The organism is Pseudomonas sp. NPDC096950 (assembly GCF_044762525.1).
In the GTDB taxonomy this organism is placed as follows: domain Bacteria; phylum Pseudomonadota; class Gammaproteobacteria; order Pseudomonadales; family Pseudomonadaceae; genus Aquipseudomonas.
The window spans coordinates 91,781-108,429 of sequence record NZ_JBIWEL010000024.1; the positions used below are offsets into that span (position 1 = coordinate 91,781).

A 16,649-nucleotide genomic window follows, 5' to 3' on the forward strand; every position below is an offset into this window, starting at 1 on the left:
AAGGTTCTCCATGGCTCAATACGTCTTCACCATGCATCGGCTGGGCAAAGTTGTTCCGCCGAAGCGGGAAATCCTGAAAAACATTTCGCTGTCGTTCTTCCCCGGCGCCAAGATCGGCGTCCTTGGCCTCAACGGTTCGGGTAAGTCCACGCTGCTGAAAATCATGGCCGGCGTCGACACCGAGTTCGAGGGCGAAGCCCGTCCGATGCCGGAGCTGAACATCGGCTACCTGCCGCAGGAACCGATCCTGGACCCGACCAAGACCGTGCGTGAAGTGGTCGAGGAAGCGGTCAGCGTGATCAAGAACGCCCAGGCGCGCCTGGACGAGGTCTACGCGGCTTACGCTGAAGAAGATGCCGACTTCGACAAACTGGCCGCTGAACAAGCCAAGCTCGAAGCCATCCTGCAAGCCAGCGACGGTCACAACCTGGATCGCCAACTGGAAGTCGCCGCCGATGCGCTGCGTCTGCCGGCGTGGGACGCCAAGGTCGAATTCCTGTCCGGTGGTGAAAAGCGTCGTGTGGCCCTGTGCCGCCTCCTGCTGTCCGCCCCTGACATGCTGCTGCTCGACGAACCAACCAACCACTTGGACGCCGATTCCGTCGCCTGGCTGGAGCACTTCCTGCACGACTTCCCGGGCACCGTGGTAGCGATCACGCACGACCGTTACTTCCTGGACAACGTGGCTGGCTGGATCCTCGAACTCGACCGCGGCGCCGGCATTCCGTACGAGGGCAACTATTCGGGTTGGCTTGAAGCCAAGTCCAATCGTCTGGCTGCCGAATCCAAGCAGCAGTCGGCCCACGAAAAAGCCATGAAGGAAGAACTGGAGTGGGTGCGCAAAGGCGCCAAGGCCCGCCAGTCCAAATCCAAGGCTCGTCTGCAACGCTTCGAAGAAATGCAATCGCAGGAATTCCAGAAGCGCAGCGAAACCAACGAGATCTACATCCCGGCCGGTCCGCGCCTGGGTGACAAGGTCATCGAATTCAAGAACGTCACCAAGGGCTACGGCGATCGTGTGTTGATCGACAACCTGTCGTTCTCCATGCCGAAAGGCGCCATCGTTGGCGTGATCGGCGGTAACGGTGCGGGTAAATCCACCCTGTTCCGCATGCTGATGGGTAAGGAACAACCGGATTCGGGCAGCATCGAAGTCGGCGAAACCGTGCAACTGGCGTGCGTCGATCAGAGCCGCGAAGACCTGGACGGCAGCAAGACTGTGTTCCAGCAAATCTCCGACGGTTCGGATCAGATCCGCATCGGCAACTACGAGATCCCGTCGCGCACCTACGTCGGTCGCTTCAACTTCAAGGGCGGCGATCAGCAGAAGTTCGTCAAGGACCTGTCCGGTGGTGAGCGCGGTCGCTTGCACCTGGCCCTGACCCTGAAGGAGGGTGGCAACGTTCTGCTGCTCGACGAACCGTCCAACGACCTCGACGTTGAAACCCTGCGTTCCCTGGAAGAAGCCCTGCTGGACTTCCCGGGCGCCGCCATTGTGATCTCTCACGATCGGTGGTTCCTTGACCGCGTCGCGACCCACATCCTGGCGTACGAAGACGACTCGCAAGCGATCTTCTTTGAAGGTAACTACACCGAGTACGAAGCGGATCGTAAAAAGCGCCTCGGCGAAGCGGCTGCCCAGCCGCACCGTGTACGGCACAAGAAACTGGCCTGATATCGGGTTGGTTGCATAAAAAAACGGAGCCTTTGGGCTTGGCCGGTTTACTGAAAACCGGAGTTTGAAATATTCACCGCCTGGGTCGTCGCGACCTGGGCGGTGATTGATGCCGAGGTGCTTGCAGCTTCGGTGATGCCACTTCTGGCCAGCAACTGGCCGGGAAAAACAGTGGACTGAATCGTTGTCGCTTGTGTTTCAGCAGGTTGTTGTCCACCGGAACACCGGCGGCTCTACCATCAGCGGTCGATCAAGGAATCGATGACAGACTCCGCGTCCAATTAAAGCGACACTTCCTACTTCAATCTCAGTTTTGCCTGACATTTTTCCCCTTCTGATCCGTGCAAAGTCTCGCGCTCTTATTTCCCGTCACGCGAGGGTTTGCAAATGTTCGCCCACGAAAAGCTCTTGGCCCTCAGTAATGCCATGCCTGAAGATAAGTCATTGGCAGCCAGGCTGTTTTTACCTTCGGTGTTACCTCTGGGCATTACAGCTTTTTACACAGCGCCAGCCTTGGTTTCGTTCATCAAAGGAGGCGACCCTAAAGCCTCCACCGTTCTCATGCTTTCGGCGATATGCACAATCCTGTATTTATTCTTGTGGGTATCAAGGATTGATGTGCTGACGCTTAACTTTATCTATTCCTTCAAGAAGAAATACGTAGGGATGCGTAGGGTGGCGATTTGGATTTCTGCTGTTTATTTCATGTTGATGGCGTATACGTCATACACGGCACCCTCCATACCTTTATTTGATGCGGTTAAAGGTCTGGATGTACATGCTCTCGCTGGAACAAGGGAAACTTTTTTACGTGCCAGGGTGGGTTTTGAAGTTGTACTGAATTACATGTACTCCATGTCTCGCTCATTCTTGATGCCATTTGCTGTATGCATACTGTATCAAGGCAATAGCAAGTTTAGGCATGCCGTTCTTCTCTCGTTCCTATTCACACTGATGCTAACGCTTGAGAAAAGTCTAAGCGTTCTGGCTCTCCTGCCGCTTTTCTATTTGTTTACCCAGAAACGTAATTACAAAATGGCTGCAATTGTATTTTTTCTGACTGTTGCAACTATTGGTATGACCTCTTTTCTAGCTCGCGGAGGCGTGGCCGATAAGCCGCTCGTCGCTGCGGTTCCTGTCCAGATTGGATCAGGAAATAATTCCATGAAAACTGACGAAGCTCCCGTGCAATCGGCGCCTCTGATTCCTGAGAAATATAATATGTTCAGTGGAACCAGTCAGGTTGAGTACGTCCTTAACAGAATATTCTACATTCCTTATATAACAGCTCATGAGTGGATCAGATATCAACATGAGGTCATGAATGGTGGGTTCACGTATGGACGTAGTATTTCTATAGTCGCAATTATGTTGGGTGAAAATAAAATAAATCTTGAAAAGGAAGTTTTTAATTTTCAGTGGGGGCAGAATGAAACGGCGACAGATTCAGCCAATACGGCATATTTTATTGATGCCTACTTAAACTTTGGGGCCGTGGGGTGCTTTTTTTACACGCTAGTCATAGTCTGTATACTTCGGCTTACGATAAAGTCTAATATTTCTATACTTCAAGCTTGTATCTTTGTGCCTGTGATATTTTTGTTGTTTAATTCGCTTACCGCTATGATTTTTAGTGGCGGCTTGTTCTTTCTTGTATTTTTGGCGCTATTTTTTTCTGAGAGAAGTCCTTTGTCCGCCCTCACCAGGTGACAATGGCGGCGCGCTGCATAATGCCGTCCGTTATGTCGATCCTGGCCTGTAGGACTCGACACTCGTCTTGGCATCGAATTTTGTTATGTCACTCAGGTGCTGCAATCGGAGCTACCGTTTCGAGTTGGGGCAGGGAGTTCAAACGGTCGCGGCATTCTGCAAACTCAGCACCTCGACCAGGCAATCACCAGCAGGTCTCTTCCACAACACCTCATCCCCAACCCTGGTGCCGATCAACGCCTGACCCAGCGGCGAGCCCCAATTGATCAGGCCCAGTGTCGCATTCGCCTGGTCCTCGCCAACCAATTGCACACGCTGCTCCTGGCCATGTTCATTGGCAAAGGTTACCCAGGTGCCAATCTGCACTTTGTCAGCCGAGGAGGCCGGGACGACCACTTGAGCACTTTGCAGTCGCTGGTTGAAATACCGCCAGTCCCGCTCAAGGTCAGCCTGGCGCTGCTTGTCGGCCAGTTCGCCGTTGGCGCTTTGCTGATTCAGCAGGTTCTGCACCTCGGCGAGTTTCGCCTGAAGCTGGGCGAGCCCGGCGGGGGTGACGTAGTTGGGTTGCGCGCTGACCTGCCGTTCCACTGGCTGATCGGCTTGTGCGGCGGCGTTATCTTCGTTGACGAAAGCACGGCTCATGGTTTTCTCCCGTTATAGGGTTTGGGCCATGCTCCCAGGGATTTAGTTTCGACGAATGTCTGCCAGCGACTCAGGGCGAGCGAAACGCTCGGGCGGCGTCCTGGTCTTTTTGCTGTTGCCAGGCTCTTTCGCGATCGTCCCAATGGTGACTGCGATAGTCCTCGCGATCGCGGTTTTGCAGCATCGCCTGGCATTGGCGGAAGCCATCGCTCCAGCCCTCGGCGTACTGCTTGTTCTTGAGATAACGCGGCACGTTCTTGCGAAACTCACCAGTCATCGCCCCGGCCGCCTGACGACCACTGACGCAACCGTCATCGAAACCATCGGCGAAGGCCGGTGGGTAACCCTTGGCGATCAGATCTTCGTGGGTCGACTGGCAACCCGCGCACAACAGCAACAACCCCACCACACCCACACAACGCCACATCTCGGACTCCCGGCCGTTTGACGGCCTATAAGGGAAGTCTAGAAGTCGATTCGTCAGGCGTTTGTGAAAGGGCTGTGATTAATCCGTTGGATAACGCGGTTCCCTTGTGGGAGCGGGCTTGCTCGCGAAGGCGGTAGGTCAGTCGCCTTCAATGTTGAATGTAAAACCGCTTTCGCGAGCAAGCCCGCTCCCACAGGGGTTGTGGTGTGTCAGGTCAGTAGTGATACCACTTCACTTCAAGCATCACTTCGTTCTCGGGGGAGGCGAGGTGGCTGAATTCGCGTTGGGCGCTCAAGCGCAGGCCGAGGTTGCGCGACAATTCCCACTGCTGGTTGAGGCTCAGGCTGCGGCGCACTTCGCCGTTGGTGAAGAAATCACCCTTGGTTTCCAGGCTGAAGTTGCCCAGCGGGTTTTTCCACAACACGCCGCTATTGAAGCCGGCCGCCGGCGCGACGAACCCGGCGAAGTCGTTGTTGTGTTCGATGCGCACCGTGCCCAGGGCAAAGCCGAGCAGGTCGTCGCCCAGTTGCCAGGTGCCGCCGGCGCCGCCATTGACATGGCTGACCAGGGTTTCATCGTCATGCTTGCCCGGCACCCGTTCCAGGCCGCCAGTGACTTGCCAGGACAGCGGTTGCAACAGCTCATTGCGCGGGGTCAGGGAGCGGATGGTCGCCAGGTCCAGTTGCTGCAATTGCCAGTGATTGCCTTCGTACTGGCGCAGTTTCATTTGCAGGATTTCGATCTGTGCGCCCAGCGGGAAGCTCTCGGCGTTGTCGTTGAGATCGTGATAGGCCATGCGCAAGCCGTACTCGCCGAATGCCTTGTCGTCCCGGGTGCCGATACCGGCCTGCCAGGTGCGGGATTCGTGTCCGTCCTCGGGCAAACCGGGGCGCGGGATGTCCAGTTCTGGCGGCGGGTTCTGGTTGATCGCGCGTAACAGTTCGAAACTGCGCTGGGCCCTTTGCGGATCGCGCTCCTGGCCATTGGCGCGGTAGCGTTCCAAGCGATAGGCCGCGTCGATGATCAGCGCCTGACGGTCCTTGGGTTGCGCCTTGAAGGCCGGGTCTTGCAGTTGTTTTTGATCGGCGCTGACTTTCAGCACCCAGTCCTGTTCTTCACCGTTCAGTGGCTCGGCGCGGCTCAGCAATTCACGTTCGCGGGACGGGCGATACTGGATCGATTCCACCAATCCGGCTTCTTTCACGGCTTTGACGGTATCGGTCGGGATCGCCGTCAGCGGGAATTGTTCGGTCAAGCGCAGGCTCGGCCGCGCCACTTGCAGCAATTCGAGCAGGCGATAGGAGCAGTTTTCGTCGAAGAAGAAATAGTCGAACTGGATCTGCTTGAGCTCCCAGACGTGCTCGACCATGCGTTCGGTTTCTTGTTGCGTCAGGTTGAGCCGGTATTCCCACAGGTCACGGTTCTCGAGGCTGCGGTATTCGGAGAGTTTTTCCTGATACGGCACCAGCGCAAACAACCCCGGATAGCCACCCATCAAGCCTTTCCAGGCGTAGAGGATGCTGTTGTCCGAGCCTTCGATGTAGGCGCCGAAGTTGATCGCGTAACTGAGCAGGGCGGTCTGGTCGCTTTGCACATTGGCCTGGTCGATGCGCAGCAGGGTGTGGCCGAACATCGATGATGGGCTGTTGAGGTACGCCGCCGGGAAAATCATCACCGCGCTGTGGGGCGCGACGTCCTTGAACCATTGCGTGAACTCGGCGCAGTCCAGCTTCGGCAGATCGGTCAGGTTGAGTTGTGCCTTGAGCCAGCGAGTGCGCGCCGGATAGACGCATTGCGCGTGCTTTTCGCCGGCGCTGGCCGGGGCATACAACGCCTGTACGGTCGCGGCCAGTTCATGGTCCGGGTGTTCATTGCCGTCGGGGGCGAGGAAGAATTTCTTGTCGCTGACATAGCTGCGCCAGCCGCCGAGCTTGGCGGTTTCGTAATGGCCCAGGGAAATCCAGAAAGGGTCGTTGGCCAGTTGCTGCAAACGTTGATTGTCGGTGTGTGGCGCGGCGGACAGCGGGGCGCAGACACAGAGCGCCAGCCAGGCAAGGCGTTTGAGCATAGTGGGCAACTTAAGTCGGAAGAAACAAAGACCCAAGGAGGGCAGGTCCAAAAAACAAAAGCCGCTCCCCGAAAGGAGCGGTTGGGTCGAGCTTAAGCTTGAGTCGCGTACTTGGCCAGACGAGGATCGCTCTTCAGGACGGCCAGGGTGTTGGTATGCACGTCGTCAGCGGTCACGTCAGCTTTGCTGAAGATCTGCTGGAAGTGCTCGTGAGTCACAGCAGCGAAGTGCGCACGGTCTTCCGGCGCCACGCCCAGTACCACGGCATAGGTAGTCAGCGCTTCGCCGTTACCTTTGGCCATGTCTTCGGACAGCTCGTTCATCATGCCATTCATGGCAATCCAGGATTTGCCGCCATAGGTCAGCGCCGCGTTGGTCGAGCAACCGTTGGTACCGGACGTCATACCAAATGTTGCGTTACCCGAGGTGCCGTTCGTGGTGGATGCCAGGAAGTGAGCCGGGGTGCCGCGCTGTCCTTCGAACAGCATGTTGCCCCAACCACAATCCGGGCCGCCTGGCGCTTGAGCCATAGCATTGAGGGATACAACGGTGAAGAGAGTACCGAGAAGAATCCGTTTCATAGCTTTGTTCTCTTTGTGTGCATACCAATGGACAAGGGGTTCTGGTGCCATCTCGACACCAGTGGGCCGGTTATTAGTTCCAGCCGCGCAGTTTGGAGTTTAGGCACGTTCCAAGGGTTCCGTGATTTTTTGCAAAACATTCGCGGTAAAACATTGATTTGCCCCCGCCCCGCCAGGGGATCGTGGTTTGTCTATGCTTTGACTTGAGGCGCGCCTTGCCAGTCGGGCACAGGCAGCGCCAGAATGCCGCTATCTGCCCCGCCTGATGTAAGGAAGCCCGATGCCTGATCCTGTTGCTGCCAGCTTGCGTCTAGCGCCTGAAGCGCTGACCCGTCCGTTTTCCGCTGAACAGTTCAGCTTCTCTACCACCAATGATCTGGAGCCCTTCCGCGGTGTGCTTGGCCAGGAACGTGCTGTTGAAGCCCTGCAGTTTGGCGTGGCCATGCCGCGCCCCGGTTACAACGTTTTCGTCATGGGCGAGCCCGGCACTGGCCGGTTCTCGTTCGTCAAACGCTACCTGAAGGCCGAAGGCAAGCGCCTGCAGACCCCGGCGGACTGGGTCTACGTCAATAATTTCGATGAACCGCGCGAACCCCGCGCCCTGGAATTGCCATCGGGCACCGCCGGTGCGTTCATCGGTGACATCAACGGTTTGATCGACAACCTGCTGGCGACTTTTCCGGCAGTGTTCGAGCACCCGTCCTACCAGCAAAAGAAAAGTGCCATCGACCGCGCCTTCAACCAGCGCTACGACAAGGCGCTGGACATCATCGAACGCCTGGCACTGGAGAAGGAAGTCGCGCTGTATCGCGACGCCAGCAACATCGCGTTCACCCCGATGAGCGAAGGCAAGGCGTTGGACGAGGCTGAGTTCGCGCAATTGCCGGAAGCCGATCGCGAGCGTTTTCACGAAGACATTTCCGGTCTGGAAGAGCGTCTGAACGAAGAACTCGCCAGCCTGCCGCAATGGAAGCGCGAGTCGAGCAATCAACTGCGCCAGCTCAACGAAGAAACCATCACCCTGGCCTTGCAGCCGTTGCTCTCGCCGTTGTCGGAGAAATACGCCGAGAACGCCGCGGTGTGCGGTTACCTGCAAGCGATGCAGGTTTACCTGCTGAAAACCGTGGTCGAGCAATTGGTCGACGACAGCAAGGTCGATGCGGTTGCGCGCAAGATGCTCGAAGAGCAATACGCGCCGAGCCTGGTGGTCGGTCATTCGGCCAGTGGTGGCGCACCGGTGGTGTTCGAACCGCACCCGACCTACGAAAACCTGTTCGGCCGCATCGAATACAGCACCGATCAGGGCGCGCTCTACACGACGTATCGGCAGTTGCGCCCGGGCGCATTGCATCGGGCCAACGGCGGTTTCCTGATTCTTGAAGCGGAAAAAATGCTCAGCGAGCCGTTCGTGTGGGATGCGCTCAAGCGCGCCCTGCAATCGCGCAAACTGAAAATGGAATCGCCGCTTGGTGAACTGGGGCGTCTGGCCACCGTGACCCTGACCCCGCAGCACATTCCGTTGCAGGTCAAAGTCATCATCATCGGCGCCCGGCAGCTCTACTACACGTTGCAAGACCTCGATCCAGACTTCCAGGAGATGTTCCGTGTCCTGGTGGACTTCGATGAAGACATCCCGATGGTCGACGAGAGCCTGGAGCAGTTCGCCCAGTTGCTCAAGACCCGCACCTCGGAAGAAGGCATGGCGCCGCTGACCGCCGATGCGGTGGCGCGTCTGGCGACCTACAGCGCACGCCTGGCGGAACATCAGGGGCGTTTGTCGGCGCGTATTGGCGACCTGTTCCAGTTGGTCAGCGAGGCGGATTTCATTCGTCACCTGGCCGGCGACGAGATGACCGATGCCGGGCATATCGAACGTGCGCTCAAGGCCAAGGCCACCCGCACCGGGCGCGTCTCGGCGCGGATTCTCGACGACATGCTGGCCGGGATTATCCTGATCGACACCGATGGTGCGGCCGTGGGCAAGTGCAACGGGCTGACGGTGCTGGAAGTCGGTGACTCGGCGTTCGGTGTGCCGGCGCGGATTTCCGCCACGGTATATCCGGGGGGTAGCGGGATTGTCGATATCGAGCGCGAGGTCAACCTTGGCCAGCCAATTCACTCCAAAGGCGTGATGATCCTGACCGGGTATCTGGGCAGCCGTTATGCCCAGGAATTCCCGCTGGCTATTTCCGCGAGCATCGCGCTCGAGCAGTCTTACGGCTACGTCGATGGAGACAGTGCGTCGTTGGGCGAGGCGTGCACGCTGATCTCGGCCCTGTCGAAAACCCCACTCAAGCAGTGCTTTGCCATCACCGGATCGATCAACCAGTTCGGTGAAGTGCAGGCGGTGGGCGGGGTCAACGAGAAGATCGAAGGCTTCTTCCGCCTCTGCGAAGCCCGCGGCCTGACCGGTGAGCAAGGGGCGATCATTCCCCAGGCTAACGTGGCGACGCTGATGCTCGACGAAAAAGTGCTGTCGGCGGTACGGGCGGGGCAGTTCCATGTCTACGCCGTGCGCCAGGCCGACGAAGCCCTGAGCCTGTTGGTAGGCGAGCCGGCGGGTGCACCGGACGAGAACGGCGAATTCCCTGAAGGCAGCGTGAATGCGCGGGTGGTGGAACGTCTGCGAGTGATCGCGGAAATGATCAGCGAGGATGACCTGAAGGAAGCCGAGAAGGAGATTGCGCTGGAGGCGTTGGTCGAAGCCAAACCGGCTTGATCTGAGTTCACACAAACCCCCTGTGGGAGCGGGCTTGCTCGCGAATGCGGAGTGTCAGTCAACATCAGTGTTGACTGACAGATTGCATTCGCGAGCAAGCCCGCTCCCACAGTTTTTTGTGCATTGGCAAAATCGACATTCAGTAGAAAAAGTGCCATCAGTCTGACGTCAAGATTCACACAATGACCGCTCGGCGCCTTCTGGTCTCGCTTTGCTTGCGAAGCGAACTTTTCTTCTATTCTCAGCTCAAGGATAAGGACAGTAATCACTGGATCGAAACAGCCTTCCGATGGAGGCTGAATACCGGATCTACCGAGGGTCGCCGCCATGTCGCGCAACCTCTGCCTCACCCGTCAATGCCTGGGTCTTGTGACCCGTATCGAGTGCGCCATCCGCCCATTGGCGGGGGATACGGGCATGTGGACCTTACTCTTCGCCGCCGGAATGGCCGGCGAACAACCTTCCGCCATCAAGGCTCAAGGCCCGTTCCACGGTCCGTTCGTGGCTGAATCCATCCTCGACACGATTGTTGAAAGCCTGACCCTGCATGGCTATGAGCTGGCCGACGATCCGCAAATCTGGAGCCTGCACCTGCAAGCCCAGTTGCGGGAAATCAACGGTGGCCGCTGCCGAAGCCTGGGTGGCTTCGAGTTTCGCCCTGATCACTGATCAGCATCGGGTATCTCGGTTTTATCGAGTTTGACCTCAAAACCATATTGCACGGTGGCGAGGTCGGTTCGTTGGTAGGTCTCCAGTCGCGTCGGCTGGCCGTAGAAATAATGCACGCCAAACAGCGCGGGGCCTTCTGCGCTCGCGTCATGCGTGACTGAAAGAATCTCTTTCAAATAGTTGCCGCTGTCGTCCTTGGCGAAAAAACGCCAGTCCTGGGCGGGAAACAGCTTCAGATCGACCACCAGCGCATTGTCTTTGAGTTCCAGGCCCTTGGGCAGTTGGCGGGCATCGAGGGATTTCTGTTCGATCGTGGCCAGGAACAGCGGCATCGAGCCCACCGCGAAGGCCGGCGTTTCCGGAAACAGATTCAAATCGTACGTAATGACCCCGCGCAACGGATCAATCTGGTAAGCCTCGGCCGGCAGTTCGATCGGTTCATCGCGCTTGCCGTTACCGTCGTCGGTGAAGAACGTCACCGGGCTCTCGCCGGGGCTGAAGGATGAGCCGAGCAGTTCGTCGTTGAAACTGCGGGGATGATCGAACTCGATGCGCGCCGCACTCGGGTCATCCACCGACTGGGTAATGCTGACACTCTTTTTCAGCTGCTCCTCGCCTAGGGTCGCGCCTTTGAGCCAGATCGGCGCCTGGTCGTCGTACACCACCACCGGCAAGCTCAGCGGCTGGATGGTTTTCTCGGTGGTGTCGTGATCGAAGCGGCGTATCGGCAGGTTCAGGTCTTTGCGAGTCACGGTGGCGGTAGAGAAGTCCAGCACACTGACTTCGAGCGTCTCGATCGGGCCGTTGAAATACACCTTGGTGTAATGCCGGGTCTGCTGCTTCTCGAACGCTCGCTGGTCTTCATCCAGTTGCTTTTCGAACGTCTCGCTCCAGGCTTTCTGCTGCTGCATTTGCGCGAGTTGCTTTTGGTAGAAGGCGATCTGCGCGGCGGTTTCGTTGATCGAGCCTGAGCGCGAGAGAAACTGCCCGGTGCTGTCCTTGGCCTGCACGATCAGCGGATTGAGCGGTGTTTCGCTGACTTCTTGAGCCAGCGGCAAAGCGTTACTGAATTCGACTTCGGCGTAGTTGGGGCCGAGCTTCACCAGGGTGACGCTGAGGTTGTCGTTGGTGCGGGGCTGGCCGACGTCCTTTTTCGTCAGGTCGAAGCTGTAGAGCCGGCGCGGCGCGATGACCTCGACTTTGCCTTGCAGACTCACTGGTTGTGGCTGGTTCTTGTTTTCCACGTCCAGTCCGTCGATGAACGGGTAGGTCACCGTCAGGTCATCGGGGTTGGTCAGGTTCGAGCTGGAAGGGCTCAACTGAATGCCGGGATCGGTTTCCGACCATTCCGGCTGGAAGGGGATGACACGCTTGTTGCTCAGGGTCACCGATTGCCATTCCAGGCCATGGGGAAAGAGAAATGCTGCGGGGATGCTGAAGTTGAAGGGGAACACCGGTTGCAGATCGGTCAGGTAATCGGAGCTGGAGTCCTTGTGCAGCACGAACAGGCCATTGATATAGGTGTCCACCAGCGCCTGGGGCGTGGGGTAGTGCTTGAGCACGGCCAGGGCATCTTCGCTGTACTCGGTTTGCAGCGGTTTGCTGTCGAGCTTGAGTTGCGCCCGTTCGAGCAACAGCAGCGAACCGCCCAGCTCGGCGACGGCATCCTTGAGTTTCGGGTCCGCAATGGCATCCAGGGACTTCTCGAACTGCGCGGTCTTTTCTTCGAGGCTGACCTGGCGCTTCTCATCGCTGGGTGAACAACCGCTGAGCAGCAACGCGAGGCAAAGTCCGGCACTCGTTAAAGGCAATCGCACATCCATTTTCCTGTCTTCCTGTCCGGTGTCGCCAACCTGTCAATGGTTTGGACACTAGCAGAAAAACTTTGTCACATACGCGCAGGTTGCGGATTTCCGGGCGGTTTCTGGGTGTTACAAGCGGCTGGTATACTCGCGGCCATTTACCAGCCCTTGTGTGAGATTCAATGGAACGCTTTATCGAAAATGCAATGTACGCCTCCCGCTGGCTGCTGGCGCCGATCTACTTCGGTCTGTCCCTGGGCTTGCTGGCGCTGGCGCTGAAGTTTTTCCAGGAAGTCTTCCATGTCATCCCCAACGTCTTCTCGATGGCGGAATCGGACCTGATCCTGGTGCTGCTGTCGCTGATCGACATGGCGCTGGTGGGCGGCCTGCTGGTGATGGTGATGATCTCCGGCTACGAGAACTTCGTGTCGCAACTGGACATCGACGAGAGCAAGGAAAAGCTCAACTGGCTCGGCACCATGGACTCGTCGTCGCTGAAGATGAAAGTGGCAGCTTCGATCGTGGCGATCTCGTCGATCCACCTGCTGCGGATTTTCATGGACGCCAAGAACGTCGATCCCGAGCACCTGAAGTGGTACGTGATCATTCACATGACCTTCGTGATCTCGGCGTTCGCGATGGGGTATCTGGATAAGCTGACCAAGCACTGATCGACTGATCCCCTTTGTGGGAGCGGGCTTGCTCGCGAATGTGATCTATCAGGCACTGTAGATGTGACTGACGCACCGCTTTCGCGAGCAAGCCCGTTCCCACAAAGGGAGGGGCGAAACAGACAAACGGTGTGGCTTATGGCTTGTGCTTTGCGGCGTCGAGGCATATGCCTGTAGGAGTCTTGATCAGCCACTGTCAGAGGTGCGTTCATGAACCTGCAAGAGCTGAATGCCTACGCCATCGCCGGGAAGGTCGATGAGCTGAACCTGATTTCGCTGGAAGGCGGGATCTATCTGCTGGAAGCGCGGATGCATGGGGCGGCGTATCCGCTGAGCGATACCCGTGGCCAGATGTTTCATCTGCGTTCGGTCGAACATGCGCGCGAAGTGCTGCATGCTTTCCCCAAGCTGCAATTCAACCTTGTGCACACCTCGGTTCATGACGAAATGTGCGGGCTCGGCGCCAGTGCCGAGGAAAGCCTGAAGGTACCGATTGCCTTCCGGTCGACCTGGCAGAGCTGATCAATGCCACGGCATCTGTGCTAGTCTGCTCGCCCTTTTGGTTCCGGGCGCTCCGGGATGCGCTGTGTTCGCACGGCAAGTTCCAGGGCTGTCCGCACAGCGGAGCAGTGTCATGTCCGAAGTAAATCTGTCCACCGACGAAACCCGCGTCAGCTACGGTATCGGCCGTCAGTTGGGCGACCAACTGCGCGACAACCCGCCACCGGGCGTTAACCTGGACGCCATCCTGGCTGGCCTGACCGACGCGTTCGCCGGCAAGCCAAGCCGTGTGGGTCAGGAAGAAATGTCCGCCAGCTTCAAGGTTATCCGCGAGATCATGCAAGCCGAAGCGGCCGCCAAAGCTGAAGCCGCTGCTGGCGAAGGCCTGGCCTTCCTGGCTGAAAACGCCAAGCGTGACGGCATCACCACCCTGGCTTCCGGCCTGCAATTCGAAGTACTGACTCAAGGTGAAGGCGCCAAGCCGACCCGTGAAGATCAAGTGCGCACTCACTACCACGGCACTCTGATCGACGGCACTGTGTTCGACAGCTCCTACGAGCGCGGCCAGCCTGCAGAATTCCCGGTTGGCGGCGTGATCGCTGGCTGGACCGAAGCCCTGCAACTGATGAATGCCGGCAGCAAATGGCGTCTGTACGTGCCGAGCGAACTGGCCTACGGCGCTCAAGGCGTTGGCAGCATTCCGCCGCACAGCGTACTGGTGTTCGACGTCGAGCTGCTCGACGTTCTGTAAGACCTGAGTGTCGGAACGGGCTCGATCATGTGGGAGCAGGCTTGCTCGCGAAAGCGGGGTGTGTCATTCAGCGATGATGTTGAATGTTATGGCCTCTTCGCGAGCAAGCCCGCTCCCACAGGGCTCGCTCCGACATTTTGCATTTTCATAGTTCGATCTTATGGTGCAGTTCATGCGACGGGCGCAATGCCCGGGCATAGCAGAACAGAAACAGATTACGCACCAGTTCCTTGAGCACTACCGGCTCGCTGGAACTCAAGCCGCTGACGTCCAGGTCACCCTGATCCTGCAACTCGTTCAAGGCTTCTTCTTCAAGCACCGCACAGACTTCCCCGGTTTCCCGATGCAGGATCCTGAGGTAAGGGTGTGGGCGGTCCAGCCAGGCATCGATCAAATAAGTCATGGGTCTCATCTCCATTGATTGGTTTCAATGAGAATAATTCTTATTCATCAAATAGCAAGGACCTATTGGCAGTTTGTAATTTTTTCAGGGTAAAGGTTGCGTAAGGTCAAAACGGCTGGCGTTTGGCTACTGCGTGGGATCGCTGGGCGAAGCGGGGAGGGCGAAGCACCATCCCACGCAGGGCGCGGGATGGAAGACAGCAGCTTCAGACTTTTCTGACGAACTCTGATTTGAGCTTCATCGGGCCAATGCCGTCGATCTTGCAGTCGATGTCGTGATCGCCATCGCACAGGCGGATGTTCTTGACCTTGGTGCCGACCTTGACCACCAGGGACGTGCCCTTGACCTTTAGGTCCTTGATCACGGTGATGGTATCGCCGTCCTGCAGGACATTGCCCACCGAATCCTTCTTCACGGTGTCATCGGACGCCGCTTCAGCTTCGCCGCTGGCGGACCACTCGTGGGCGCACTCCGGGCAGATCAGCTGCGCGCCGTCTTCGTAGGTGTATTCGGAATTGCATTTCGGGCAGGGTGGCAACGTGCTCACTAAGGCTCCTTGGATTGAGGATCGCTAAAAGTCGCACATTATATAGGGTTTTAGGCGGGGCAGGCGAGGCGCGGATAAACCTGTGGGAGCGGGCTTGCTCGCGAAGGCGGCATAACAGTCGACATTGATGTCGAATGTTAGTCAGTCTTCGCGAGCAAGCCCGCTCCCACATGGGATGTGCGTTTAGTGCGTGCGAGCGACCGCAAACTCACTCAACTCAACCAGCGCGTCGCGATATTCGCTGGCTGGCAGGGCGTCGAGGCATTTGATCGCGCGGGCCACGTAATCGCGGGCCAGCGTTGCGGTGTAATCCAGCGAGCCGGAGGCTTCAACGGCTTCACGGATGCTTTCGAGGTCTTCGATGCCGCCCTTCTGGATCGCCTGGCGAACCAGTGCGGCCTGTTCCGGGGTGCCTTCGCGCATGGTGTAGATCAGCGGCAGGGTCGGCTTGCCTTCGGCCAGATCGTCACCGACGTTCTTGCCCAGGGTTTCCGCGTCGCCCTTGTAATCCAGCAGGTCGTCGACCAGTTGGAAGGCTACGCCCAGGTGATCGCCGAACGTACGCAGGGCTTCAGCCTGTTCCGCCGTGGCTTCGCACAGGGCGGCGGCGCTGTGGGTCGAGGCCTCGAAGAGCATCGCGGTCTTGCCGCGGATGACTTCCATGTAGGTTTCTTCGGTGGTGCTGGCGTCACGGATCTTCGACAGCTGCAGCACTTCGCCTTCGGCAATGATCCGCGTTGCTTGCGAAAGGATCTTCATCACCGGCATGGAGCCCAGTTCGACCATCATTTCGAAGGAGCGCGAATACAGGAAGTCGCCGACCAGCACGCTCGGGGCGTTGCCCCACATGGCATTGGCGGTCGAGCGGCCACGGCGCATGCCGGACATGTCGACCACGTCGTCATGCAGCAGGGTGGCGGTGTGCAGGAACTCGATCGTGGCGGCGAGCAGGCGCAGGTCATCGCCTTCGCGACCCAGGGCCTTGCCACACAGCAACACTAATAGAGGACGCAGGCGTTTACCGCCGGCCGAGGTAATGTAGTCGCCGATTTTCGATACCAGCGGCACTCGGGAAGTCAGCTGCTTCTTGATGATGCCGTCGACGGCGTTAAAATCGTCCGCCACCGCGCGGTAGAAAGCTTGGGGTTGCATCAGCGACAGTTGCTCCAGAAGGGTTGCGCGGCATGCTAGGACCCACGTCCGCAGGTGTCAAGGTACGATGGACGGCCTCTTGCATCGCCAAGGCAGCTTGCGTACAATCGCGCACCCTGAACTTCCTGGGCAGCACCTGCCTTACGCAATTGCAATCAGGCCTTCCAGCCTTATGCAGCCATGCCAGCCAATACCTCTTCTTATAAAGAGCTGGGTGAGCAGGATTATCGGAGAAATACCATGTCGTACGCAGTAATTGTTACTGGTGGCAAGCAATACAAGGTCGCCCCAGGTGAATACCTGAAGATCGAAAAACTGGAAATCGCTAACG

At 57.8% G+C, this 16,649-nt stretch carries 16 protein-coding genes; 8 read left to right on the top strand and 8 right to left on the bottom strand.

Going from position 1 to position 16,649, the window contains the following annotated elements:
* The first annotated feature begins 10 nt into the window (after nt 1-10).
* Both ettA and ACIQY3_RS27855 read left to right on the top strand, forming a co-directional pair.
* On the top strand, nt 11-1,675 hold the full coding sequence (ettA, locus tag ACIQY3_RS27850; protein ID WP_403026180.1) for an energy-dependent translational throttle protein EttA: 1,665 nt from the start codon (nt 11-13) through the stop codon (nt 1,673-1,675).
* Between the two features lie 387 nt (nt 1,676-2,062).
* Nucleotides 2,063-3,385, top strand: coding sequence for a hypothetical protein (locus tag ACIQY3_RS27855; RefSeq protein ID WP_403026184.1), 1,323 nt, complete (start codon nt 2,063-2,065; stop codon nt 3,383-3,385).
* A 138-nt stretch (nt 3,386-3,523) separates the two neighbouring features.
* On the opposite strand, the gene ACIQY3_RS27860 is transcribed toward ACIQY3_RS27855, so the two are convergent.
* The 4 genes from ACIQY3_RS27860 to ACIQY3_RS27875 form a co-directional block, all read right to left on the bottom strand.
* Nucleotides 3,524-4,027: a GreA/GreB family elongation factor gene (locus ACIQY3_RS27860; RefSeq protein ID WP_403026187.1), complete on the bottom strand. Its 504-nt coding sequence runs from the start codon at nt 4,025-4,027 to the stop codon at nt 3,524-3,526.
* Between the two features lie 70 nt (nt 4,028-4,097).
* Entirely contained in the window at nt 4,098-4,454 is a 357-nt protein-coding gene (locus ACIQY3_RS27865) for a hypothetical protein (RefSeq protein WP_403026190.1), read from the bottom strand.
* A gap of 214 nt (nt 4,455-4,668) precedes the next feature.
* Entirely contained in the window at nt 4,669-6,522 is a 1,854-nt protein-coding gene (locus ACIQY3_RS27870) for a DUF4105 domain-containing protein (protein ID WP_403026193.1), read from the bottom strand.
* A 92-nt stretch (nt 6,523-6,614) separates the two neighbouring features.
* Nucleotides 6,615-7,103 (bottom strand): DUF3015 domain-containing protein, encoded by a 489-nt coding sequence (locus tag ACIQY3_RS27875; RefSeq protein WP_054051400.1) that lies wholly within the window; start codon nt 7,101-7,103, stop codon nt 6,615-6,617.
* Nucleotides 7,104-7,383: 280 nt separating this feature from the next.
* On the opposite strand from ACIQY3_RS27875, the gene ACIQY3_RS27880 reads away from it, so the two are divergent.
* Entirely contained in the window at nt 7,384-9,822 is a 2,439-nt protein-coding gene (locus ACIQY3_RS27880; protein WP_403026196.1) for a Lon protease family protein, read from the top strand.
* Between the two features lie 327 nt (nt 9,823-10,149).
* Entirely contained in the window at nt 10,150-10,491 is a 342-nt protein-coding gene (locus ACIQY3_RS27885) for a hypothetical protein (RefSeq protein WP_123509165.1), read from the top strand.
* Here the strand turns inward: ACIQY3_RS27885 and ACIQY3_RS27890 are convergent.
* A complete protein-coding gene (locus tag ACIQY3_RS27890) occupies nt 10,485-12,314 on the bottom strand; it encodes a hypothetical protein (RefSeq protein ID WP_403026200.1) in 1,830 nt (609 codons plus the stop codon). The genes ACIQY3_RS27885 and ACIQY3_RS27890 overlap by 7 nt on opposite strands.
* 161 nt (nt 12,315-12,475) lie before the next feature.
* On the opposite strand from ACIQY3_RS27890, the gene ACIQY3_RS27895 reads away from it, so the two are divergent.
* The 3 genes from ACIQY3_RS27895 (at nt 12,476) to ACIQY3_RS27905 (ending at nt 14,216) form a co-directional block, all read left to right on the top strand.
* A complete protein-coding gene (locus ACIQY3_RS27895; RefSeq protein ID WP_020296439.1) occupies nt 12,476-12,964 on the top strand; it encodes a TIGR00645 family protein in 489 nt (162 codons plus the stop codon).
* 210 nt (nt 12,965-13,174) lie between these two features.
* A complete protein-coding gene (locus ACIQY3_RS27900) occupies nt 13,175-13,486 on the top strand; it encodes a DUF6482 family protein (protein WP_054051386.1) in 312 nt (103 codons plus the stop codon).
* A 112-nt stretch (nt 13,487-13,598) separates the two neighbouring features.
* Nucleotides 13,599-14,216 carry an FKBP-type peptidyl-prolyl cis-trans isomerase gene (locus tag ACIQY3_RS27905; RefSeq protein ID WP_054051384.1) on the top strand — a complete coding sequence of 206 codons (618 nt, stop codon included), beginning with the start codon at nt 13,599-13,601 and terminating at the stop codon, nt 14,214-14,216.
* Nucleotides 14,217-14,361: 145 nt separating this feature from the next.
* Here ACIQY3_RS27905 and ACIQY3_RS27910 read toward each other — a convergent pair whose 3' ends face one another.
* The 3 genes from ACIQY3_RS27910 to ACIQY3_RS27920 all read right to left on the bottom strand — a co-directional run bounded on the left by ACIQY3_RS27910 (nt 14,362) and on the right by ACIQY3_RS27920 (nt 16,318).
* Nucleotides 14,362-14,619, bottom strand: coding sequence for a hypothetical protein (locus ACIQY3_RS27910; RefSeq protein WP_133837676.1), 258 nt, complete (start codon nt 14,617-14,619; stop codon nt 14,362-14,364).
* A gap of 205 nt (nt 14,620-14,824) precedes the next feature.
* Nucleotides 14,825-15,166 carry a zinc ribbon domain-containing protein YjdM gene (locus ACIQY3_RS27915; protein WP_010467527.1) on the bottom strand — a complete coding sequence of 114 codons (342 nt, stop codon included), beginning with the start codon at nt 15,164-15,166 and terminating at the stop codon, nt 14,825-14,827.
* A gap of 183 nt (nt 15,167-15,349) precedes the next feature.
* A complete protein-coding gene (locus ACIQY3_RS27920; protein ID WP_403026207.1) occupies nt 15,350-16,318 on the bottom strand; it encodes a polyprenyl synthetase family protein in 969 nt (322 codons plus the stop codon).
* 240 nt (nt 16,319-16,558) lie between these two features.
* Between ACIQY3_RS27920 and ACIQY3_RS27925 the strand changes: the two genes are divergently transcribed.
* The coding region (locus ACIQY3_RS27925; RefSeq protein WP_403026215.1) for a bL21 family ribosomal protein at nt 16,559-16,649 on the top strand (91 nt) is incomplete at its 3' end.